20 protein-coding genes are annotated in these 21,626 nt (G+C 60.8%); 10 read left to right on the top strand and 10 right to left on the bottom strand.

Going from position 1 to position 21,626, the window contains the following annotated elements; genetic code table 11:
• Positions 1 to 18 precede the first annotated feature (18 nt).
• From FJ492_RS29185 to FJ492_RS11245, 3 genes are read left to right on the top strand one after another with little or no spacing between them, the layout of a single operon-like run.
• Complete coding sequence (locus tag FJ492_RS29185; protein ID WP_246672994.1) at positions 19 to 237, top strand: hypothetical protein; 219 nt, start codon at positions 19 to 21, stop codon at positions 235 to 237.
• Positions 234 to 1,112 (top strand): cytochrome c oxidase assembly protein, encoded by an 879-nt coding sequence (locus FJ492_RS11250; protein WP_140746905.1) that lies wholly within the window; start codon positions 234 to 236, stop codon positions 1,110 to 1,112. Before FJ492_RS29185 ends, FJ492_RS11250 begins: the two co-directional genes overlap by 4 nt.
• Positions 1,093 to 1,509: a cytochrome c gene (locus FJ492_RS11245; protein WP_140506189.1), complete on the top strand. Its 417-nt coding sequence runs from the start codon at positions 1,093 to 1,095 to the stop codon at positions 1,507 to 1,509. The genes FJ492_RS11250 and FJ492_RS11245 overlap by 20 nt, the downstream gene beginning before the upstream one ends.
• On the opposite strand, the gene FJ492_RS11240 is transcribed toward FJ492_RS11245, so the two are convergent.
• From FJ492_RS11240 to FJ492_RS11200, 9 genes are all read right to left on the bottom strand, one after another.
• Complete coding sequence (locus FJ492_RS11240; protein ID WP_140746908.1) at positions 1,510 to 2,316, bottom strand: ABC transporter permease; 807 nt, start codon at positions 2,314 to 2,316, stop codon at positions 1,510 to 1,512.
• Positions 2,313 to 3,038 carry an ATP-binding cassette domain-containing protein gene (locus FJ492_RS11235; protein ID WP_140746911.1) on the bottom strand — a complete coding sequence of 242 codons (726 nt, stop codon included), beginning with the start codon at positions 3,036 to 3,038 and terminating at the stop codon, positions 2,313 to 2,315. Before FJ492_RS11235 ends, FJ492_RS11240 begins: the two co-directional genes overlap by 4 nt.
• Positions 3,035 to 3,997: a PQQ-dependent catabolism-associated beta-propeller protein gene (locus FJ492_RS11230; RefSeq protein ID WP_140746914.1), complete on the bottom strand. Its 963-nt coding sequence runs from the start codon at positions 3,995 to 3,997 to the stop codon at positions 3,035 to 3,037. The genes FJ492_RS11235 and FJ492_RS11230 overlap by 4 nt, the downstream gene beginning before the upstream one ends.
• A complete protein-coding gene (locus FJ492_RS11225) occupies positions 3,985 to 5,160 on the bottom strand; it encodes an ABC transporter substrate-binding protein (RefSeq protein ID WP_140746917.1) in 1,176 nt (391 codons plus the stop codon). The genes FJ492_RS11230 and FJ492_RS11225 overlap by 13 nt, the downstream gene beginning before the upstream one ends.
• Positions 5,157 to 5,843 carry an ATP-binding cassette domain-containing protein gene (locus tag FJ492_RS11220; RefSeq protein WP_140718407.1) on the bottom strand — a complete coding sequence of 229 codons (687 nt, stop codon included), beginning with the start codon at positions 5,841 to 5,843 and terminating at the stop codon, positions 5,157 to 5,159. Before FJ492_RS11220 ends, FJ492_RS11225 begins: the two co-directional genes overlap by 4 nt.
• Positions 5,843 to 6,610, bottom strand: coding sequence for an ABC transporter permease subunit (locus FJ492_RS11215; RefSeq protein ID WP_140506201.1), 768 nt, complete (start codon positions 6,608 to 6,610; stop codon positions 5,843 to 5,845). The genes FJ492_RS11220 and FJ492_RS11215 overlap by 1 nt, the downstream gene beginning before the upstream one ends.
• A gap of 10 nt (positions 6,611 to 6,620) precedes the next feature.
• Positions 6,621 to 7,655 carry an ABC transporter substrate-binding protein gene (locus FJ492_RS11210; RefSeq protein ID WP_140718403.1) on the bottom strand — a complete coding sequence of 345 codons (1,035 nt, stop codon included), beginning with the start codon at positions 7,653 to 7,655 and terminating at the stop codon, positions 6,621 to 6,623.
• A gap of 117 nt (positions 7,656 to 7,772) precedes the next feature.
• Positions 7,773 to 8,198 (bottom strand): hypothetical protein, encoded by a 426-nt coding sequence (locus FJ492_RS29180; protein WP_246672993.1) that lies wholly within the window; start codon positions 8,196 to 8,198, stop codon positions 7,773 to 7,775.
• 815 nt (positions 8,199 to 9,013) lie between these two features.
• On the bottom strand, positions 9,014 to 10,117 hold the full coding sequence (locus FJ492_RS11200; protein ID WP_140506207.1) for a GSU2403 family nucleotidyltransferase fold protein: 1,104 nt from the start codon (positions 10,115 to 10,117) through the stop codon (positions 9,014 to 9,016).
• Between the two features lie 746 nt (positions 10,118 to 10,863).
• Between FJ492_RS11200 and ligD the strand changes: the two genes are divergently transcribed.
• The 6 genes from ligD to FJ492_RS11170 all read left to right on the top strand — a co-directional run bounded on the left by ligD (position 10,864) and on the right by FJ492_RS11170 (position 18,035).
• Positions 10,864 to 12,756, top strand: a complete 1,893-nt coding sequence (gene ligD / locus FJ492_RS11190; RefSeq protein ID WP_140746923.1) for a DNA ligase D — start codon at positions 10,864 to 10,866, stop codon at positions 12,754 to 12,756.
• A 91-nt stretch (positions 12,757 to 12,847) separates the two neighbouring features.
• Positions 12,848 to 14,554, top strand: coding sequence for a DNA polymerase/3'-5' exonuclease PolX (locus FJ492_RS11185; RefSeq protein ID WP_140747202.1), 1,707 nt, complete (start codon positions 12,848 to 12,850; stop codon positions 14,552 to 14,554).
• A gap of 796 nt (positions 14,555 to 15,350) precedes the next feature.
• Positions 15,351 to 16,205, top strand: coding sequence for a PRC-barrel domain-containing protein (locus tag FJ492_RS11180; protein ID WP_140718399.1), 855 nt, complete (start codon positions 15,351 to 15,353; stop codon positions 16,203 to 16,205).
• A gap of 64 nt (positions 16,206 to 16,269) precedes the next feature.
• Entirely contained in the window at positions 16,270 to 16,404 is a 135-nt protein-coding gene (locus FJ492_RS29460; protein ID WP_281406157.1) for a hypothetical protein, read from the top strand.
• 506 nt (positions 16,405 to 16,910) lie between these two features.
• The gene (locus FJ492_RS11175; protein ID WP_140769903.1) at positions 16,911 to 17,375 is read left to right on the top strand and encodes a hypothetical protein; all 465 of its coding nucleotides are present in this window, start codon (positions 16,911 to 16,913) and stop codon (positions 17,373 to 17,375) included.
• A gap of 150 nt (positions 17,376 to 17,525) precedes the next feature.
• Entirely contained in the window at positions 17,526 to 18,035 is a 510-nt protein-coding gene (locus tag FJ492_RS11170) for an FAD-dependent oxidoreductase (RefSeq protein ID WP_181165884.1), read from the top strand.
• Positions 18,036 to 18,584: 549 nt separating this feature from the next.
• On the opposite strand, the gene FJ492_RS11165 is transcribed toward FJ492_RS11170, so the two are convergent.
• Positions 18,585 to 19,928 carry a phospholipase D-like domain-containing protein gene (locus tag FJ492_RS11165; RefSeq protein ID WP_246675996.1) on the bottom strand — a complete coding sequence of 448 codons (1,344 nt, stop codon included), beginning with the start codon at positions 19,926 to 19,928 and terminating at the stop codon, positions 18,585 to 18,587.
• Positions 19,929 to 20,106: 178 nt separating this feature from the next.
• Between FJ492_RS11165 and FJ492_RS11160 the strand changes: the two genes are divergently transcribed.
• Positions 20,107 to 20,385, top strand: coding sequence for a hypothetical protein (locus FJ492_RS11160; protein ID WP_140718391.1), 279 nt, complete (start codon positions 20,107 to 20,109; stop codon positions 20,383 to 20,385).
• Positions 20,386 to 21,626 lie beyond the last annotated feature (1,241 nt).

Here is a 21,626-nt window from a genome sequence, read left to right as displayed (position 1 = left end):
AATCGCCAGGTGCCGGTCGTGCTTCCAATCGCACTGCTGCTTGCCTTGCTTTCGCTTCTCGGCGGCATGCTTTCTTGGCGGGCAAAGCGGCAGGGGGGCGCGGCTTTCAAGCCGGAGCGCACGCGCAGCACCGAACAATTCGTCGCCGATCTCGGCATTCTTGCGGCTTTGCTTTTTGCCCTCGTCATCGTCATGCAGGGGAGCGCCGCGCTCATCCTTGACGAGTGCCTGCGATGAGCTTCGAGGCTTTCCTCTCAACATCGATCTGCTATGGCGCCGGCGCGCCCGAAGGGGGATGGACACTTGCGTTTCCCATCACGCTCCCTCTGGTCACAATCGCGCTCATCTATGCGATCGGAGCGAGCCGGCTGTGGCGCCGCAGCAGCCGGGGCCGCCCCGAGCGGACGCGACAAGCTCTGTTGTTCGCCGCCGGCTGGGGCCTACTGACGGGAGCGCTGGTCAGCCCGATCCATGCGCTTGGCGAACGGGTGTTTGCCGCCCACATGATCGAGCATGAACTGCTGATGGCGGTGGCGGCGCCGCTCCTTGTCGCCGCCTGCCCCGGCGCAGCCTTGATATGGGCATTGCCGGCCGCATTCCGCCGCGGAACGGGAATGCTCACGCACGGCAAGTTTCTCCAGGCGATCTGGGCCGTTGCCAGCCGTCCCCTCAACGCAACCGCCATCCACGGTATCGCGATCTGGATGTGGCACGTCCCCGTACTGTTCGAGGCAGCGCTTCAGCAGGGCGTCCTGCACTATGCCCAGCATGCGAGCTTCCTCGGCACAGCCCTGCTGTTCTGGTGGGTGATTCTGCCGCGTTCCGGCCGCCAGCAGGCCTATGGCAGCGCGGTCATGCATCTCTTCTTCACCTCGCTGCACACGGGTCTACTTGGCGTGCTGCTGCTGTTGTCGCCCAAACTCTGGTATCCGCAGAATGCCGCTGGCGCGGCGCTGTGGGGACTGACCCCGATCGAGGACCAGCAGCTCGCCGGCTTGGTGATGTGGGTTCCGGCTGGCCTGATCTATGGCGGAGCCGCCTTGCTGCTCGCCGGCCTTTGGATAAGCAAGAGCGGAATCAGGGAGGCCACCCATGGGCTCCGGCCTGGCTAGGATGACCGGCGGCGCGCTCGCCGCCATCCTGCTGCTGACCGCCGCCGTCGCCGGGGCGACCTTGTGGTCGGACCGGCGTGATCGTGTTCGCCACGAATCGGATGTTGCGACCGGTGGCGTGGGCGCGCGCGCCATTCCGATCATGACCGCGAATGGCTGCTCGGGGTGCCATACAATCCCCGGCGTGCCAGGGGCACAAGGCCAGGTTGGTCCGCGCCTCGATTCCAGCCTTGCCGACCGGGTCTTTATCGGCGGGGTGCTGGCTAACAATCCCGAGAACCTGATCCGCTGGGTACGAGAGGCCAGGGAGATCAATCCGCACACGGCGATGCCATCGACAAGGATTACGCAGCAGCAGGCGCGCGATATCGCCGCCTATCTCTATGCCCTCAGATGATTAGCCTTCGCCGCCGCGGCGGGACCACAAGCCACGACCGGGGTCATAGCCGACCACTGCCGCAAGGAAAAACCCGACGAGGCAAGCGAGAACGACGAGAGCCGAAACGGGATCGAAGCGCAGATAGAGGGCGAAGCGTATCAGCTCGACCGCCGAACTGAACGGGTTCCATGCGGCGATCATTGCCAGCACCGGCCCCGCCTCGGCGAGTCGCCATATCGGATAGAGAGCCGTCGAGGCGAAGAAGGTCGGGAAGATGACGAAGTTCATCACGCCGGCGAAGTTCTCCATCTGCGTCGAGATCGACGAAACCAGCAACCCAAATGCGCCGAGCATCAGGCCGGACAGGACGAGCGCCGGAAACACGGCCAGATAGCCTAGAACTGGGGGGCGCACGTCCCAATAGCGCGCGATCAGCAGGAACAGATAGACCAGCGGCAGACTGACGATGACGCTCGCAAGCAGCCGCGCGGCAAGCAGGTACCAGCGCGGAAGCGGTGCCGTCAGCAACAGGCGCATGCTGCCCATCTCGCGGTCGTAGACCATGGCCAGCGAACTTGCCATGGCATGGAAGAGCAGCATCATGGCCGCCAGTCCGGGGACGACATAGACTTCGTAGAGCACGTAGGTCTGGTAGGGCGGCGTGATCGACAGGCCAAGCACCGAGCGGAACCCGGCGGCGAAGATGGCGAGCCAGACCAACGGCCGTATGATCGCCGAGAGCAGCCGGCCACGCTGCCGCAGCGTTCGCAGCATCTCCCGGCGCAGTATGCCTGTAATGGCCCGCAGCGCGTGACGCCTTTTCATGCCGCCTCCGTCAGCACATCGAACGCATCGGCCATGCTGGCGACCGCAAGATCCGCCGCGACGCGGCCGGCCCCGCCAGCCCAACGCAGCCTGCCCTTATGCAGCACCACCAGGTCGTCGTCGGCCGACACCTCTTCCAGGAAATGCGTTGCCCAGAGAACGGCAATACCTCGTTCCCGGCAGAGCGCGCGCACATGCTGCTCGATCGCCCGGCGCCCAGGCACGTCGAGCCCGGTCGTCGGCTCGTCGAGCAGCAGGATGCGGGGCCGATGCATCAGGGCGCGCGCGATTTCGACACGTCGCCGCTGACCGCCCGACAGTGAACGGACCGGCTCGTCGCACCGGTCAGGGACCTCCAGCCGTTCGAGTTCTTCGCGCAACCTTGTTTCGCAGACGCCGGCCGCCAGCCCGTGCAGGGCGCCGTGATAGCGCAGATTTTCGGCGGCGGTGAGATCGAGGTCGAGCGTCTGCTGCTGGAAGACAACACCCATCTGGGCAAGTGCGGCGGCCGGATCGGCCCGCATGGAGTGGCCGAACACATCGATCTGGCCGGATCGGGCATGATAGAGGCCGGTGACCAGCGAGAACAACGTCGTCTTGCCGGCGCCGTTGCGTCCGAGCAGTATGCACATTCTGCCTTCCGCGACCGAGAACGACACGGCTTCGAGAACCCGCCGCTGTCCGAAGCTGTGTCCCAGACCTTCGAGTGACAGCGCCTTCATGGGCCGATCACCACTCCCCAGGGGCCGCGTCCCACCGGCACCGACTTCACCACCTCCTCGTCTTCAAGATCGATGAACGAGATGTCCCCGGAATTGCCATTGGCGCTTACCAGGCGCTTCTGGTCATCCGACAGCGCCACATGCCACGGGCGCTGGCCGACGAGGTAGAGGCGGCGCACGGCCAGCGTCCTGGTATCGACTTCGGCAATCCGGTTGGCCGGACCAAGCGCCACATAGGCAGTGGCGCCGTCGCGGGTCATTTCGATGCCTACCGCCTGGACGCCGTCGCGGCGGATACCGGGAACCTCGAACTGGACCTTGCCGGCCTCAGCACGAGACGTAGTGTCGAAGACGGTCACGGTTCCGCGTATTTCGGAAGACACCCAAAGCTGCTTCCCATCCGGCGAGAACGACGCCGCGCGGGGACGGGTGTCGACCAGGAGGTTGTCTACGATGTCGAGCGTGCCGGCGTCGATGAGGTGCACCATGCTGGTGGTCTCCGAGGTGCAGGCAACGTAATGGCCGTCGGCACTGACCGCCATACCCTCGGGTTCGACCCCGACGTCAACGGTACCGATCACCCTGGCGGACGCGATATCGACGACTGAGACCAGATTGTCATTCTCATTGGCGACGAACAGGCGTTTGCCGTCAGGATGCACGACAAAAAATTCCGGATCGACTCCTGAGGGGAGCTGGCCGGTCACCTGCCGTTTGGCGAGATCGACAATGTCGATCCGGTTGTCGTCGCCCACAGCCACGAAGAGCAGCTTCTTGTCGACCGAAAGCGCCATGCCGCGTGGGCGCCTTCCGACGTTGATGGCCGTGGAGAGGCTCATGCCGGCGCCCTCCACCACCGCCACTGTGTTGTCCTGCTCGTTCGATACGTAGATCGTCTCCGCTGCGGCAGGTCCGGCGACAATCAACACCGACAGCAGGATTGGGATCACGACCTGCATGCGCTCTCCTCGAGGTCGACGCCCAGCGTGTCGAGGGGCGTGCGCTGATGCAGGAAACCCGGTTGCGGTGAGCTGGAGACGAGCAGCCGCGGCCCCGCTATCAGGATGGGCTGCCGCATCTGGCCGTCCCATGACCGGAAGCTGAGCCCCTGCCCCTTGAAGCCGGCGAGAAGGAAGTCGTCACTGCGCAAATATGCCGTGATCGCCGAAGCATCGAGGCTGCGCAGGCGTGTTGCCGCTTCTCCGACGCTGCGCACGGCGAGCCAACCGGCGTAGTCGTAAGCCGTCATCCAGCGCCCGGCCTGCTTGCGGAAGCGGTCTTGAAGTTGCGTTGCGCCCCATTCCTCGTTGACCGCGCTCCAGCCGGTCGCCACGATCCCCTGCGTCCCGGCGACCGGCCGTGGTAGCGCGGTTCGGCCCTCGAGATAGGCGCCGAACTCGTCCGCCTCGTCGGCGACGACCAGCACGTCGTAATCGCCGACCTGGGTGGCGGCCGGTATCTCGGTCTGAAGCGTGACATGTCCCGTGTCCGCACGACCATTGGCAGGCCGGAACGTCCAAGGCTTGTCGACGACGATCTCGGCGCCGAAGTGTGTCGCCGCGCGGCGCAACGCTGCAGCCAGCGCCTCGTCAGCAGGATGCGGGCCGACCAGCAGAAACCAGTGCTGCCAACGCTTCCAGATGAGATATTGCGCGAGGCCGTCGGCGAGCATGGCGCGACTTGGAACGGTATGCAGGAGGTTCTTGCGGCAGTGCTGCTGGCGGAGCGCATCGTCCGGCGCACGGCTGTTGAACAACAGCATCTTGTCTGCTCCGGGTGCTGCGAGAGCCTGGTTCAGCGTGGCCGCATCGAGGTCGGCCACGACGAAAGTGACGCCGCTCGCGGCAAGGCTGGCGATTGCTTCGGTGGGCGCTTCGCCTGGCTTCAGCACGCGTTCTTCGAGCTGGAAATACTGGCCGAGGAAGCGGCCGGTGCCGCCGTCATCGGCGATGCCCAGCCGGGCCCCCTGCAGGCCGTCATCGCTGACGGGCTGGTCAAGCGGTCCTAAAGGCAGGGGTGGCGTGCGCTCCTGGCCGATATAGCCGACCACCATGGTCTGCGGTGCGGCGGAGCCGGGGGCAGCGGCCAACAGGAGCAGCACGATCGACAGCACCAGTCTCATTCCGCTCCGCCTGCCTGCAAGCTGGCCGGGCCACGCGGTGAAGCCGGTCCGCCACCCCGGGCAATCCCGACATCGCGCACGATAGCTGCCGGCGAGCCTTCCAGAACGACGAAGCGGTCGGCCAGCGACGAGACCTGGGCCAAATTGTGCGTGACAATAAGCGCGATGGGCGGCCTGGTATTGAAAACTTCACGCAGCAGGAGGCTCATCGTGTTCGCCGTCGCCTCGTCGAGCGAAGCGAAAGGTTCGTCGAGCAGCAACAGCGCGGGCTCGACGGCAAGCGCGCGGGCGAGCGCCACGCGCCGGGCCATGCCTCCGGAGAGACGCTGCGGATATTCGTTTGCGTGATCCTCAAGGCCTACGGCGGCAACCCACCTCGATGCCTCCTGCTCCCGCCCGGGGATCACGAGTTCGACATTGCGCAAGACGGTCAGCCAAGGGAGCAGACGCGGTGTCTGGAACATCATCCCGACAGGAAGCGCGCGTCCCTCCACCACGCCGCGGAATTCGCGGTCGGTGCCTGCGACGATCGAGAGCAGCGTCGATTTGCCAACTCCCGAGGGCCCAGCGATCACACAAACCTGGCCGTGCGGCACATCGAGAGCGAAGTCCCGGAACACGGTCCTACCCTGGCCCTGGCCGGGAATAGCGAAGGTCTTCATCTCTATCCTGATGGTCAGCATCAACGCCGCCACACGCCAAGTCGGCCTTCCAGAGGCCCGAGCAGGCCGTACTCGATGGCCAGCATCACCACTCCGAAGCTTATGGCATAGGCCAGGATGTGGGACACGTCGAAGTTCTGGAAATAGATCTGCAGCTGGAATCCAACCCCGTTGGAGCGGCCAAGCAATTCGGCGAGCAGCACGATCTTCCAGGTCAATGCCAGTCCGCTGCGCAGGGTGACGAGGAAAAACGGTGCCAATTGCGGGAGCACGATGTAGCGCAGCGACCTCGTTCCGGTGAAACGATAGACCTCGGCCATTTCCGTGAGGTCCTTGTCCAGCCGGCTGGCGCCCTCGCGAATGGTCACTACCACATTGGGGATCTTGTTGAGCGCGACCGCGAACACGAGCGCGGTCTCGACCAGACCGAGCCAGACATAGATGAGGATGACGGTCACCAGCGCCGGCACGTTGAGCAGCAGAACGATCCATGGCTTCAACCAAAGATCAGCATCACGCGAGCGGCCGGCGGCATAGCCAAGCGCGGAGCCGACCACGATCGCGACGGAAAGGCTCACAATCACTCGCGTTAGCGAGACGCCGAGGTGAAAAGCGAGTTCGCCCTGCAGCGCCTCTTGCAAGAGGACGATGGTGACCTCCAAAGGGCTCGGCAACAGCCGGCTGGCCACCACCGATGCCGCCGCCTGCCAGATCAGAAGCATACCAAGCAGCGCCGCGACGCTCTGCCATCGCTGGGCATTGGCGGAAGCGGCCAAGCTGTTGCTCATGGATGCGGTCTCAAGCGGGTATGCTCCAAAAGATGCCGGGATCGAAGCCTTTCGCCTTGCCGACCAGAGCTTCACCGCCCAGATCGGCCAAAATTGAAAACAGGCGCGCCGCGTCGTCGCGCTCCTTCCTGCCGAAGCGGCGGGGGATTCCATCCCGATAGGCGTCGCGCAAGGCGGCCTGAAGCCGGACATCATCTGTTCCCAGTTGCGGCGCCAGCGCGTGCCATTCGCTGTCGGAAGTGGCAAGAAGCGACTTGGCGGCCATGACCGTTTTCAGGAAACCGCTAAGAACCGCAGGATCAGCACGCGCCCAGTCTTCATGGAAGACATAGCCGAGCATCGGCAGCTCGCCGGAAACGCCCAGCCCCTCCAGAATCTGTCCAACGTTCAGCAACCGCTGGGCTCCGGCGGCTTCGAGCTGGGCCGCGAAGTTCCAGAATGTCAGCAACCCGTCGAGCCGGCCTGCAAGGAATTCCTGTTCGAGCAAAGGCGGCGCTCCGAATACAGGCTGCACGCTCGCGGCGAGGTCGCGTCCCGACTGTCGAAGGTTAAGCGCACGCAGCAAGATCCAGCTCTTGTCGAGCGGGCCGCCCGCGACCCCGAGCCGTTTGCCATCGAAATCCGCTAGCCTGCGGACGGGGGAACCGGCGGGTAGCTCAAGTGCGCCGACCACGCGCGAATAGGGAACAAAAACAAGATCGGCGCCTTCCGCGCGCTGGCGCGTCACCCACACCCAATCCGATACGATGACGTCGACGCTGCCGGCCAGCAACGCGGTCTTGCCGGCTTCCGTGCTGGCAAGACGCCGCACCTCGAGAGAGACGCCGTGCGAAATGTCCAGCCCATATCGTTGGACCACGTCGACTTCCCAGGCGGCCGTGCCAAATCCGAGCACGCCAAACCGGACAGGGAGGGATTGCCCAGACGCGGCTGCAGTGGGACCGGCCACGATCAAGGAGGAAAGCGCTGCAAGAACCGCGCGCCGCGATATAACGGGCCAATCGGCTCGGGTGAGCCACTCACGTGGAGGATTCGAGATCAGCACGAGCGCACCGGTGTGGCGGACCCCCCCTAACGCCGGGCTGACAGGAATGTTCCTCCTGGTGCGCTGACCATCGGGTACGCCTGCGCCGCCAATAGGAGTCGCTGCGGGGTCCGGGATTTAGCGTGCTGGAGCAGGCGGCTGATTCAAGGCGGCGATGTGAGCTTGCCTTTTCATACGGTTCCGCTCGGCGCTTAGCAGCTCTTCCTCGCCCATAAGCCCGTTCAGGAAAAGCTTCAGGACATGGGACGCGAGTGTCTGTGCCTGCGGGCTGTCGAGCGGAATATCCCGCTCGTTGCAGGCGGTCCGACAGACTCGGGTGAGCATTTCCAGTTCGTCGGACATGACGACTTGACCCGGAAACAACATGGCTCCTCCGTCCCGCAGATGTGCATTGAACGCTGCAACATGACTCCGCGTGCCCCTTGAGTCTTTAACAAATGATGTGAGCAGGCGTCTTGGTCGGAAATGTAGAGTCTTTTGGAGTTCGAACTGCACACCGGCGAGCGATAAACGCAGCGCATTGGGTTTGGCGTTCTCCGGCAAATCCTCGTCCGCACCCGCGCGGAAGGGCGGGCAGCCGCCGGATGCACAGCGCTCCGGGAGCACATTAATCTGACCGGCATCTGCGAGGCGTCATGTCGTTTCGTTGGAGATTGGCACGGCTTCTTTAGATAAAGGCTCTGAAACGGTCGTTACAAAGTCAATTAAGTTTCTTCTGCAACTAGGCTGAGGATGTGCCAGACGGCACAGATCAGCCGTATTCCCGGGTAGCAGGTGGTGTTCCTCGCGGGGATGACCAGCGGGTGATCAGCCGGGATGCGCGACATCTTCTTGCGAGTTTTTCAAATCTGCCGGTGTTTAGTTTTCGTGCGCTACTCCACGCTGCATGGATGGTGACGTCGAATATGCGCAGCTTGGGCTGATTAGAGAAATACGATTGACGGAGGCTCAGCAGATGGGAGATCGGATAGTCCTGCTTGAATCCGAATTGATCAATGCGGCTGGTTCCAAAGGCAATCCAATTTGCTTAATGCGGGTCACCAGCTTGTTGGCCAAAAGCTACGCTGGAACGCCTCGAACAATGCACAGCCTGGATGTCGAAACGGCTCTGACAGCGTCACCCAATCCATTGAATCCGTTCGCAGCTTTTGCCATGCTGGCAAATCTGAGGCCGCGAAGAGATGGCGGCTTCTGGAAATTCTCTGCAAATTCCAGACTGCCTTTATGCGCTTTTTTGGACGAACACACGGCGAACAGACCTCAACAGCTAGGTTATACTCCCTCGTAAGCAATCCTGATCAACGCTGGTCCTCTTCAATCCAACCGACAAGGGCGGCTTTCGAGCCTCGCCCTTTTGACTACGACTTCGAGTTCACGGCCGAGTCGAAGCCGTCCAGCTCCTCGCCGATCTCGACAAGGGCCTTTCTGACTGTGTCCTCAACTTCCTGTCGTTTCTTCGGCGGCATCAGGCCCAGCCCCTTCAGCATCGCCTCGCGCCAGTGCTGCCCCCTCCCCCACGCTTCCGAGAACGCTGTTGCAAGGTCATCCTTGCGACGGGTCGCCTCCAGTGCCTCGACGAGGAGGCTGGCCTGATGGACGTCTTTTTCGCGCTTGGCGACGCCGTTTGCATCTGATTTCCTGCGAGAGGCGACGATGAGCTTGTGAACTGCATACCGTTCCGGCGACGGCACGGTTACAGGCACCCCTGACCGATGCAGCATCACGGTCCGGATGGGCTCGTGGATCAGGAAATCGAGGAAACGCAAGGGCTGCGCCGAAGCTCCGCCCAGTGCTGGCATCGGACTGGCGCGGTCGGTGTAGTCATCCGATCCCCGGTTCGGGGTAAGGAACTCGACCTTGTATCTCGTTGCATTCTCGAATTGGGTCGTGTGTCCGGGATCCGATCTATGGGGGATCTCCCTGAAGGTTGGATCAATCTCTCTCAAGATTTCCAGGATCGGCGGCAGGGTGTCTTCGACTGACGACGAAGTCGAGTAATGCTGCGCGAAATCGGCATCGCCGGTTTGCAATGAAGCACCAGGCAATCTTACGCCGAGATGTCCCGCATACGTCTGGAAGGCAACCGTACCGACGAGCACGCCTCTTAAGCGGAAGATTCCTGCTGCTCCGATGGCTTCAACGACATCGCCAGTGAACCGGTCCGGTGCGGTCAGCCCTGCTTCGCGAGTCAGCGTGGAGACGAGTTTCCGTCGACTACGGAGGTCTTCCTTGATTTCTTGGAAGGCTTCAACGCGTTTCGCGATCTCGGGATCGTCGGACGGGCCGACATACTTCCGCGTTTTCTTGGGTTGGGTTTCCTCAAAATACCAATAGCCCCGCCCCTTCACCGGAACCCGGACGAAATTTCCCGCCGTGGAGAAGTCGGTTACGAACGATGCATCAAGGCAGCGCTGAACGAGTTCCGCATACATCGTGCGATAAACGAGATCGACCGTCTTCATGCGTCGGCTCCGTTATAAGAAAAATGCGTTTCTCTTATAGCGGCATGAGCTGAAGCGACGCAAGTGACGTTATAAGACAATTGCAGAGGTCTTATAACGCTGCCACATCGCCAACCATACAGGCGCGGCGATCGATGCCGGGTGCTTCGACACGGAGAAGTTCCGTTTCCACGGCCCGGATGGCTTCGAGGTGGACTACGCCGGGCTTACCAACTACTTCAAGTCCATAGCATTCGACGATCGCTAGATCCCTCGAGGCATCATCATCGTCGAAGGTGACTATGTCGCCTGCCAAACCTGGGTCGAGGGACGCTTTGCCCGCGAATTCACACAGTCGCCCGTCGGCCCCCCTTGCCTCCGAACCGCCGGCGTGTGACCTGGGATTTGTCCAACATTTTTCGTTTCGACGATGAAGGCTGGCTCATTGAGGAGTGGGTGCGGACCGATTACCCGGAGTTTCCTTCACCAATTGGTGCGGAAGGCCGATAGGCCCGTGACACCGCGACGCTTCAAGCGATCTCCGCGACTACTCTGGCTCTTGCCCGGCCCGGCGACATTGTGCGGGTAAACTGAGAAGATGGTGGACGGAGGCAGGCAGTACGGATTCAGCTGAGAGCAGGCCGAGGCGCTGATAAGGCGCGACAATGATGGCAACAAGCTCCAAGCTTCTCGGCGAAACTTAAGAAGCAGTCGCGCGTTGGACGCGATTAAGCCATTTCGTCTTGGGTATGGGGCGGTGAGTGGTCATGCCAACGTCGCGTAAGGCAATGCAGGGGTCAACCGCTCATCAAGCGACGTCGCCAACGCGTGAGCAAGCCAATTTGGCACTGCCCACTTTTCGGCCCGTCCAGCTCGCAACGCTCGTGGACGTCGTCCCTGCCGGCGACCGCTGGATCCACGAAATGAAATACGACGGCTATCGCATTCTTGTTGCGGTCGGCAGCGGCGAAGCGCGTGCCTACACGCGATCTGGCCTGGACTGGTCTCACCGTTTTCCGTCCATTCTTTCGGAGGCCCGCAAGCTCCAGGTCCGCTCTGCCCTGATTGACGGAGAGGCCGTCGTTGTCGATGCCGACGGACGATCAAACTTCCAGGCGCTTCAGAACGCATTAAAGGGTGCGCCAGCCACTATCGACTTTTATGCCTTCGACCTCCTTCAACTCGACGGCGAAGATCTCACGAAGCATCCTCTCCTTGAACGCAAGGAAAAGCTCCAGAGAATTTTGCCCGCGAAGAACCCGGTGCTTCGTTATTCTGATCATATTCTGGGGCGCGGAGAAGAGCTGCTCGGCCGCTTTTGCGCAGCCGGGCTCGAGGGGGTGGTTTCCAAGCTCGCCGATTCGCATTATGTGGCGGCCCGCGGCGGAAACTGGCTCAAGATCAAGTGCATCAAGCGGCAGGAGTTCGTGATTGTCGGTTGGACGCCGTCCGAAAAGGTCCGCGCGTTTCGGTCATTGATCCTTGGAGTGCATGATGGCGGCAAGCTGCGTTATGCCGGAAAAGTCGGTACCGGCTTCGATACAGCTGAACTTTTCCGTCTCATGGAGATCATGGCACCGCTCGAGCAGAAGGCCGCGACCGTCGCGGCGCCGCGAGCCGAAGTTCGCGGAGCACACTGGCTTCGCCCCAAGCTGGTCGCGGAGATTGCCTTCGCCGAGATGACTAACGAAGGAACGTTGAGACATCCGAGCTACCTCGGTCTGCGCGAAGACAAGAAGCCGGAGGCGGTCATGCTGGAGACGGAACGTCGCACAGCCAAGCTGACCACGTCGCCGCGGAAGACCATCGCCATCAGCAATCGTGACCGCGTGATCTATCCGGAGTCGAATATCACCAAGGGTCAGCTCGCCGACCACTACGCGGCCGTCGCTGAGATCATGCTTCCTTGGGTTGGGAGTCGACCGATCAGTCTGGTTCGGTGTCCCCAAGGCCGGGCCAAGAAGTGCTTCTTCCAGAAGCATGATGCCGGGAGCTTTGGCGACAAAGTCCACCACGTCGGTATCACTGAAAAGGACGGCCAGGAGGAGCCATACCTTTATGTCGACGATGCCGATGGGCTGATGACCTGCGTACAGATGGGAACGATCGAGCTGCATGGGTGGGGAGCTCGGATCGAGGATATCGAAAAGGCCGACCGCCTCGTTTTCGATCTCGACCCCGATGAGGGTCTCGATTTTGAAGCTGTCCGCGCCGCAGCTTTCCAGTTTCGTGATATTTTGAAGTCATTGGGGCTTACGACATTCCCGATGCTGACCGGAGGCAAAGGAGTGCATGTGATCGCGCCGCTCACCCCTCAGGCCGAGTGGCCGCAAGTGAAAGACTTCGCGCATCGCCTCGCGCAAGCGGTCGCTCAAAGCGATCCCTCTCACTTTACGGCCGCGTTGTCGAAGAAGCGCCGGAAGGGTCGCATCTTTGTGGACTATTTGCGCAACCAGCGTGGGGCGACCGCGATCATGCCCTACAGCGCAAGGTCCCGATCGGGCGCTCCGGTCGCGGCGCCGATCACCTGGGCGGAAATGAAGACGATTGATGCGCCCTCGCATTTCCACGTCGGCGACGCTTCTGAATTGAAGAAACGCGCAATCAGCAAATCTCTGGCGGGATGGGGGCGAGCCGACCAATCATTGCCAAATTTGTAGCCCCACTCCGCGAAGGCAGTAAGGCTGGATAAGGGCTTCGTTGCCTTGGCCTGATTGGAACCTGCGAAGATTGGCCCCGTTTGCCTCGACCATGGCAAAAACCGATTCGCGGACAGTCGCCAGCCTCCTAAGGGAATACGGACATCGCACGGCGCTGCGCGGGGACAACCCCTATCGCACCAAAGCATATCTGCGCGCTGCAGACAGTCTGGCTGCGTTGTCGCAGCCGCTCGACCGGATCATCGCCGCGGGCGCCCTCATCAGGATCCCGGGGATCGGTAACGCGATCGCAGATATTGTGCGCAAGCTCTATGAAACGGGCACACATCCACGCCTTGAGAAGCTGCGGGAAGAGGTCCCGGCGGGTGTGATGGAGTTGTTTGCCATACCAGGGCTTCGGCCCGACAAGATCCTGAAGCTTCATCAGGCCCTCGGCGTGAACTCGTTGGCTGAGCTCGAAGCCGCCGCAAAGGCAGATCGAATCCGGCCAGTCAAAGGCCTCGGTGCTTCGCTTCAGACAAAGATCCTGCACAATCTGGCCATCGCGCGAAGCGGCGAAACACAACTTCACCTGCACAAGGCCGCCGCTCTTCTCGAACATGCTGTCGTGTTGGTGAAGCAAGAGCATCCCGAGTTTTCGCGCGTGGAAATTGCCGGTGATTTCCGGCGCGGTTGCGAACTGGTCATCGACCTCGCACTGGTCGCAATGGGGAAGAAGCGGACCGCGATCGAGCAGTCCACCCTCACACTTGTGGTCACAGACAAGAAGCACTTTGGCGCGAGCCTTCTCAAAGCAACCGGTTCGGCCGCCCATCTTGAGCAGTTGAAGATGTACGCGACCGAGAGAGGGTTCGCCCTCAAACCCGACGGGCTCTATCGCGCGAGAAAGCTGATCGCAGCAGCGACAGAGGAGGAAATCTACGACGCGTTGGACCTGCAGTTCATCGAACCGGAACTGCGCGAAGGCAGGGACGAGATTGAGCGGGCAGCGAGCCAGCAGTTACCACCCCTCGTCCGGGACGGAGATCTGCATGGCATCCTGCATTCTCACACGACCGCATCCGATGGCACCGAAACGCTTGAGGCAATGGCTGAAGCGACACGTAAGCGCGGGTTTGAATACTTTGGTGTCGCCGACCATTCGCAGTCTGCCCACTACGCGGGCGGGCTCACACTGCAGGAGATCACTGAACAGCACCGCGACGCGGATCGGCTGAACACGAAGTACGGTGGTAAATTCCGTGTCCTGAAGGGCATCGAGGCAGACATCCTGGCCGACGGCTCGCTTGACTGTCCGGACCACGTCTTGAAGCAGTTTGATTTCGTTGTCGCGAGCGTGCACAGCCGCTTCAAGTTGCCTAAGAAAGAGCAGACGGAGCGTATCATTGAGGCAATCGCGAATCCCCTCACGACAATTATCGGGCACATGACCGGTCGCCAGTTGTTGCGTCGTCCCGGCTATGAGCTGGACGTCGCCAAGGTCCTCAGAGCGTGCGCAAAATATGACGTCGCTGTCGAAATCAACGCGCATCCGTGGCGGCTCGATCTCGACTGGCGGTGGCATCAAAGGGCGCTCGACTACGGCTGCATCTTCAGCATCAATCCGGACGCTCATTCAATCCGTGAACTCGACCACATGCATTGGGGTGTCGAGATGGCCCGCAAGGGAGGAGTGCCCAGGACGCGGGTTCTCAATGCGCTGGGTTTGGCAGCTCTGCTTGCGCACCTTTCAAAGCGCAAGTCCGCGTCAAAGGCCGACGGCAAGCGCCGCTCGCCTGGGCGGAAAGCTGTCGCATGAGGCCCGAGCTCTAGCGGCTGCAAACAGGCAACGGTTCTACCAGTCGCTGCCTGGTGTGATCCCTCGGAGCGCTGGCAACGCGATGAAAGAACCTCATAACGCTCTCTTTCTTGTGGCGGTCAACATGCCCCTCGCAGCTTAAGCGAGAGCATGCAGAAGCGCTCTGCTTTTCGGCGTTAGACCGGCGTTTTACGTTTTGGATGCGAGGAACCAGTGGACCAGGTTCGGAATCGTCTGGCAAAGTCGTGGGCCTGTCATGGCCGGGCTTGTCAATCAGGTCGATGCGGTTCGGCTGTACTTCATCGCTACAGGCGGAGCTATGCACCGGCTCCAAATCCAACCGGAGGTCCTGGCGTTCCGGATATGAGCTGAACGTTACGTTGCCCCCAGTTTCTATCCAATTCTGAGTTCGTTTCCGGCGTTGGGTATGCCCTGCTGGGCGGGTGGAGCGACGGGCGCTGGCGCGGAGCCGTTGGCGTAGCGCAGCGCGAGCGACCGTCGCGGGGTGAAGGTGCTGGCGAACTGGCCAACTCGGAGTCCCGTTCGGATCCAAAATATGAGAGAGCCAGCTTGGGGACCGGGCGCCGCGCGAAACGCCGCCTGGGATGCTATGCCGCCTGCGGGCCCAGGGATGGCGCCCCTATCGCCAACGTAGCATCAGGTTCTGCATGAGCCTTCAGTCTATATCGTTAGGACCATAGACCTACTCCCGGAACCTAGGGGCCTTGTTTTCGTTGGTCGAAATGGCGTTGGCAGCTACCGACGCCGCCAACCAGGCAACAGGAGGAATTTCACAATGATGCGGAAGATCCTAACTACGATAGCGACGGCTGCTCTCATGTCGACAGCGTTCTGCACGGCCGGTGCACAGGCCGCAAATACCAGCAAGCCCGCTACCCAGACGGAGGCTGTTGCCCCGGTCATTGATGGCAAACTCGTCTCGAAGATCATGGGAGCCGCGGTCTATGACAGCAGCGCCGATGACGCGACGAAGATCGGCGATGTTAATGACATCGTCCTGGACAAGGACGGGAACGCCAAACTCGTCGTCATTGGCGTCGGCGGTTTCCTTGGCGTGGGCGAAAAAAATGTGGCCTACGACTTCAACAAGCTTGAATGGATCAACAAGAAGGGCGATCGCTGGTTGGTCGCAAAGACGACCAAGGATGAGCTTAAAGCTCAGCCTAATTTCGATACGAAGGCTTACAATACGGCGGCAATCCCAACGGCCCAGCCGACCAACAGCATGGCCGACAGCCAAGCGGCTAATGGCAAAACCGATACGACTGCGACGGCCTCGATCGACAAGTCGACCTTGACCGAAATGCCGTCAGACAAAATCAGTGCCGCGAATTTGATCGGAACCAACGTCTATGGCGCAGATGATGCGAAGGTCGGCGAGATCGGCGACGTTATCCTGACCGGTGACAAGAAGGTCGACTCGATAATCGTTGATGTAGGCGGCTTTCTGGGCATCGGCGAAAAGGAGGTCGCCGTCGGTATGGAGAACCTCAAGTTCATGACCGACAAAAACGGCAACCGTTACCTCTATACGAACTTCACCAAGGACCAGCTGGAGGCGCAGACTGCCTACGACAAGGCAACTTACGCACAAAACCGCGACAAGCAGCGTATCATCGTCAATAAGTAAAAAAGTCATCTCGAAGCGTTCGCCTTGGGGCGGGCGCTTCGGCAGCCAAATAGCAGGAGCGGACGTGAAACTAGCCGACGAGGTCCGTCATAGCTCTGAAGATATCAGCGACCTCGTTCTGTCTGATGTCGCACCCGCGCTTCATCGACGAGCTAAGGTCAGCCACCAGTTTTTGCTGGATAAAGCAGCGATGGAATGAAAATTTACATCGACCGACACCTGCCGGCGTACCATCAGATGGAGAGGCGAGGACGTGCGCCTGGAACCGTTTCCGGTGTGCCACGAAATTGTTGAAAAGCTCTTGGACGAGTTGCGCCATCATCATCTGCACGTCTATTAAATCGCTTCGCGCGCGAAGAGACGCGGTCAAAGGGGCTGGCCTGACCTGGCGGCACTACCAAAGCGTTATCAAGATCCATGAGAAAGCGATCGATGACGAACAGCTTCGCTGCCTGGGGATTTAGATCTCACGCCTTATAAGGATCTGAAGGATTACCCGTTGCTCCGGCGTTTGGTCCAAGCATCGAAGTAACTCGTTGCATGGGATGGTCTAACGTACCGAGACAGCGGGAAATCGGAGCAGCCGCATTGTCAAATTTTCTCGCCAGTGGAACTTCCCGACGGACTGCAGGTTCGCCTGCATAGGGACGACTGAGGCTACTTCGGCCTGTTGCAGGCGGAGCGCCTCGCCAACAGGAGACGGCCATGAAACATCAGACACTTGCGGAACTGCATGGGGTCGCGGAAGTCGAAGCATCGTTTCCGGGTATGACGCGGCGCCAGCGTTTGGAACACTGGGCCATGCTGCTCGAGCGAAATCCCGAGCGGTGCCTCGCCGCCTTCCCCGGGCCGGAATACATGACCTTGGACGTGCGCGACAAAACCCAGTCCCTCGGCTCCGCGCTGAGCATCGCTTTCGCCGATCCAACTTTGCGGACTGAAGGGCTGAAGAACGATACGTATGGCGAAGCGAAGCGCTTTTTCGAGCTTACGGATTGGCAGTTGCACGCTATTGTCTGCCATTGCCATGTCGGCGGGAGGATGAAAGCCGGATGGGCTGCCGTTCAAGTTCGGTCTGCCATCAACAAAGAAGGCAAGCTTTTCAGCAAATTGCGCGAAGCGATTGCCCATTGGCCGGTATTCCGCATTTTAACTCACGCGAGGGAGTAAGAGGCGACCGAGCAAGCTGAAATAGGCAGGTGACCGGAAAAGGTCCAAGCACACGAACGACGGTATATCTTGGACCCCGACATCGCTACCTGTGACAATAGCGGGCGAGCGTCAAGAACGGATATGCCCGGGCGAAAGCCGGCAAATGGCATGATGAAGGGCTCCGACCGGTTCATTCTCATCCGACCGGGCTTCCTATCGCTTGCATCTCCGGGCGGGAGAAAGCGAAGCGATGCTCCTGGAAGGCTGAAGGTTCAGCAGAGCTTCGGGGTGAAGAGCCCGATGGCTGTCCCGTCGCGAAATCGACGAGCTCCTCCCGGCAATCAACAAATCCCGCGTCAGGGCAGTACAGCACCAGACGCGGAGGGGGTGGCGCCGCACCATGCCGTAATGAAGGGACTCCTCGCTTTCTGCCATCGCAATCAGATCGAGATGCGATATCGCACAAAAATCACGGGGATCGTGCGAACTGCCTCGAGGGTGACCGCCGTGCTGGTTGGGGAGCGTCGGATCGAAGCGGAATGCGTCGTTGCCTGCGCCGGCCCCAACAACCGCGATATCGCATCTCTGGCGGATGTGCCGTTGAACGGATTCGGGATGCGCATCGAAGCGATGGCACTGGAGCACCTTCATAAAGCCGGCGATCGCGCTCATAGATAGCCTGGCGTATTTCCACCAGACCTCGCGCGGCGAGGTGGTCAGTGGCACGGAAGTGCCCGAACGGCCACGTATGTCGCTCAAGGTCGATTTTCCGGTGATGGCTAACATGGCCAACATCTGCCTGGATATGTTCCCCCAGCTGGGCGAGGTCCGCATACTGCGCCATTGGGCGGGGGGCCGCGTCGACGCCATGCCGCTTTCCTCTGAGCCGAGTATCCATCGCCAGCGCGGGGTGATGGGGCCTGGGGCCATCTCCGTCGCGACCAGCATATCCTGCTTGAAAGGCCGTCCAGCGGCAGCTCTTCGATGAAGTCGGGCCTGACCGTGCGCGGGTCGATAACGTGCGAGTTCGACCAGTGTCGGACCCACAACCGCAAAAGTCCTCCGCGAGCCTTCAGCCCATGTGCTGTGAGATCATTTACTCGGAGCCATCATGTCTCCAGCATGAGCGGCAAACTAACCCTACGAGTTCATATGCAAGGCGTGGCATCACAACCGAGACGCTCCAAATTCAATTAGCTTTAGCAAGTGCCGATCAGGACTAAACATCTAAAGTTGTGAATGCAGCCTGCTGGCCATCCAGTCCGTGACCTTCTCGCTCAATGGACGCGATTGCCATTCGTCCAAACTGATCTCCCTTGATCGCTTGAGGTCTTCGTTGAACAAGTCGATTTGCGTGCGCGCAAAATCCCGGCCGAAGACGTTCAGAGAAGCTTCGTCGTTCAGCCGCAAAGACCGTTCGTCCAGATTGGTTGAACCAAAGCTCGTCCATACATCGTCAACGATCAGGAGTTTGGGGTGGTACATGGTGGGCTGGAACTCATAAATCCGAACTCCGGCCTTGAGCAAATCACCCCAGAAATAGCGAGAGCCTTTTCGAACGATGGGAACATCTGTCAGGCCGTTGGGACAGATGACGTCAACCGCCACCCCTCTTTTTCTGGCGTCCAATATTTGCTGCAAGGCAATGTTATCGGGGACGAAATAGGCCATCCCTATCCGAAGGTGTTCTTTGGCGGCGGCTATCGCAGCCAACATCATCAGCTCCATGCCTTCGGAGCCATTTGGCTGCGAAGATAGCACCAGCTGAGCATTCAGTGCTCCCGCTGCTTCCGGTGGCGGGTAGAACTTCTCTCCCTGCAAAGTCTCGCCCGCGGTCTCGAGCCAGTTCTCAGCGAAGGCTGCCTGGAAGGCGGAGACAGCAGGGCCCTCGATCTGGTAGTGGGTGTCGCGCCATTCATCAGGGTTGCGGGCGTCCCCCAGCCAGTTGTCTGCGATACCCACCCCGCCGGTAAAGGCGAACCGTCCGTCAACGATCAGCAGCTTCCGATGCGTCCGGTTATTCACCCGGTCAAGCGTGTACCAGTAGATAGGCCGGTAGCGCTGAAACCGCACGCCGGCGCTTGTCATGATGTGGATGAGATCCTCGTCGAATGGCAGACTGCCGACCCAGTCCACCAGCACACGAACCTCGACGCCCTTCCGCGCTTTCGCGGCCAAGGCATTGGCGAACTCGTAGCCGACCGTTCCGGACCAGTAGATGTAAGTTTCCATGTCGATGGTCGACCGAGCCGCATGGATGGCCTGCAGCATCGCTGGGAAGATCTCATCTCCATTGACCAGCGTTTGCACAGCGTTTGCCTCGAATACCTGTCCTTGCGAATAAGCGGCCATGCTTCGCGCGAATTGTGGATCGGTCGCGTCAAAACGATGCGGCACGATGGATCGCAGGACACGCGGTTCGGCTGTGAGGTTTATGGCCACCAGGGTGAAGAAACACGTGGCAATTGCCACCGCGACATACTTGAGAGCGTCGAGGCAACGGGCGAACCTCCGTCCGGTCGGGACGGCATTTCTGGAAGCCGACAATGCACCGAAACTTTTAGGCCGCACTTTGGTCCCCTTTGACCTGCCAAGAACTATTGAAATTGATGCGGGTTCCACCCCTCGTAAGGCCGATACGAGCAAGTGGGCACCATTGTAGAGGATGAACCTCGCCGCCAGCATCGTTCATGAGCAGCGGCCTGATTGCGTCTGTGGCTGCCGCCGAGCGGGCTCAGGAGGCTGCCTGATGGCCAGGCCGCGGCATACACCCGATGGTTTCATCGCCGTCAGGTCGAGGCTTTGGCCCGGCTACCGCGTGCCGGAACCCGACATTGCCGGTTTGATCGGCATCGATCCCAAGACTCTGCGCAAGGACATCGATAGGAACTTCATCACCTCAGACCAAGGCCAACGACAGGTTGCCGAGAACCTCTTTCGCAAGGCCGCCGGTGAAGGCCGCGAGGCAGTGACGGCCGCGATCTTCTCGTTGAAGTCGCGGGCCCGCTGCAGGGAAGCGATGCTCTGACCGATACCCGAGCATAGGCGGCGAGATTGCCCAGGTTGGCTTCGACTATCAACTTTGGGATGGTCTTGCGCGGCTTCCCGGCCTGGCTGGCCAACCCCGCCTTTGAGCAGATGATATTTGAAGGCCTGGACGATCTGGAAACACGGTTCTTCGCGCCTCAGGCGCCGAGGGGCGATTGCTCGAGCGCTTCCAGGCGAAGGCCGGCTCACTGGCGCCAGCCGCGGTGCGGGAGATTTTCGAGACGTTTGCGCGCTTCGAAAGTGCCTATCCGCGTGCCGCGCGTGTGCAGGGCCTGATCACACCTCCGTTGCCGGCAACTGTTGGCTGGCTCGCGCGGAATCCAAGTCGGGTCCGCAAGGCCCGTCCGTTCTATGCACCTTGCGCCGACATTATGGCGGCAAGGGATGCCGAGTTGCTGAATAGGCTCGTCGACACTTACGGAGGTCAACCGGGACTACGGACGTCAACTGGGGACCTTCATCGCCCAGTCGGTCGATGTCAGCGAGCGTAATCTCTTGGATCGCGATGCAGCCTTGGCGACCTCCGGAGTAGAACTCGACCGGGCCTATCCTTCCCTGGAAGCACCGCAGAAGCGGGTGAGCGAGGCGTTCGAAGCGTTGAGCGCTCTTGCGCGCAGGTCGATAGGCACACCGCTCGCGCGGGACGTGCTGCGAAGCCAGCGGGCCAGGCGCTCGGCTCCCGCGCTACCGGTGCGGACGATCCTCCGCGATAACGTTGTAGAGCACACAACAGGCCAACAAGGAGACAACGCCGCCTAGGAGATCACTCGCCGTCAAACCAGAAAAATACACGAATTCAAACGCTGACACGGCCGCCCCTCTACCTTGGAAATCGACCAAGATAGAACCGTTAGAGAGCTCTGATGTTCCGCTTCGGTTTGCAGTTTTGAACTCTCCCCCGCGGCGGACGCATTCTGCCTTTGGGGCGTTCGGGACGTGGACAAACATCGGTACGACAACCAGCTGGCGCTGGACCGCACCGTTGCGATGGGTACGCGGCCCGTTCGTGCGCCGAACTTGATGACGGCAAGATGGTCGCAGCCCGCGCAATGCGCCGCTCGACACGAACTGTGATGGCTCTATCGAGGAACAGTCATACGCCCTTCCAAATTCACCCTCCCAGCAGCACGCGCCAGATATCCGAGCAATATGCGGTGACGGGGAGGCCAGGGCCGCGGCTGCCATGCGGGTGACGCCAAGTCACACGTGCGGACGTTCTCG

This window comes from Mesorhizobium sp. B2-5-4, from assembly GCF_006441095.1.
Classification (GTDB): domain Bacteria; phylum Pseudomonadota; class Alphaproteobacteria; order Rhizobiales; family Rhizobiaceae; genus Mesorhizobium; species Mesorhizobium salmacidum.
The sequence above is the reverse complement of the archived record's forward strand: the minus strand, read 5'-3'. Positions and strand labels throughout refer to the sequence as shown.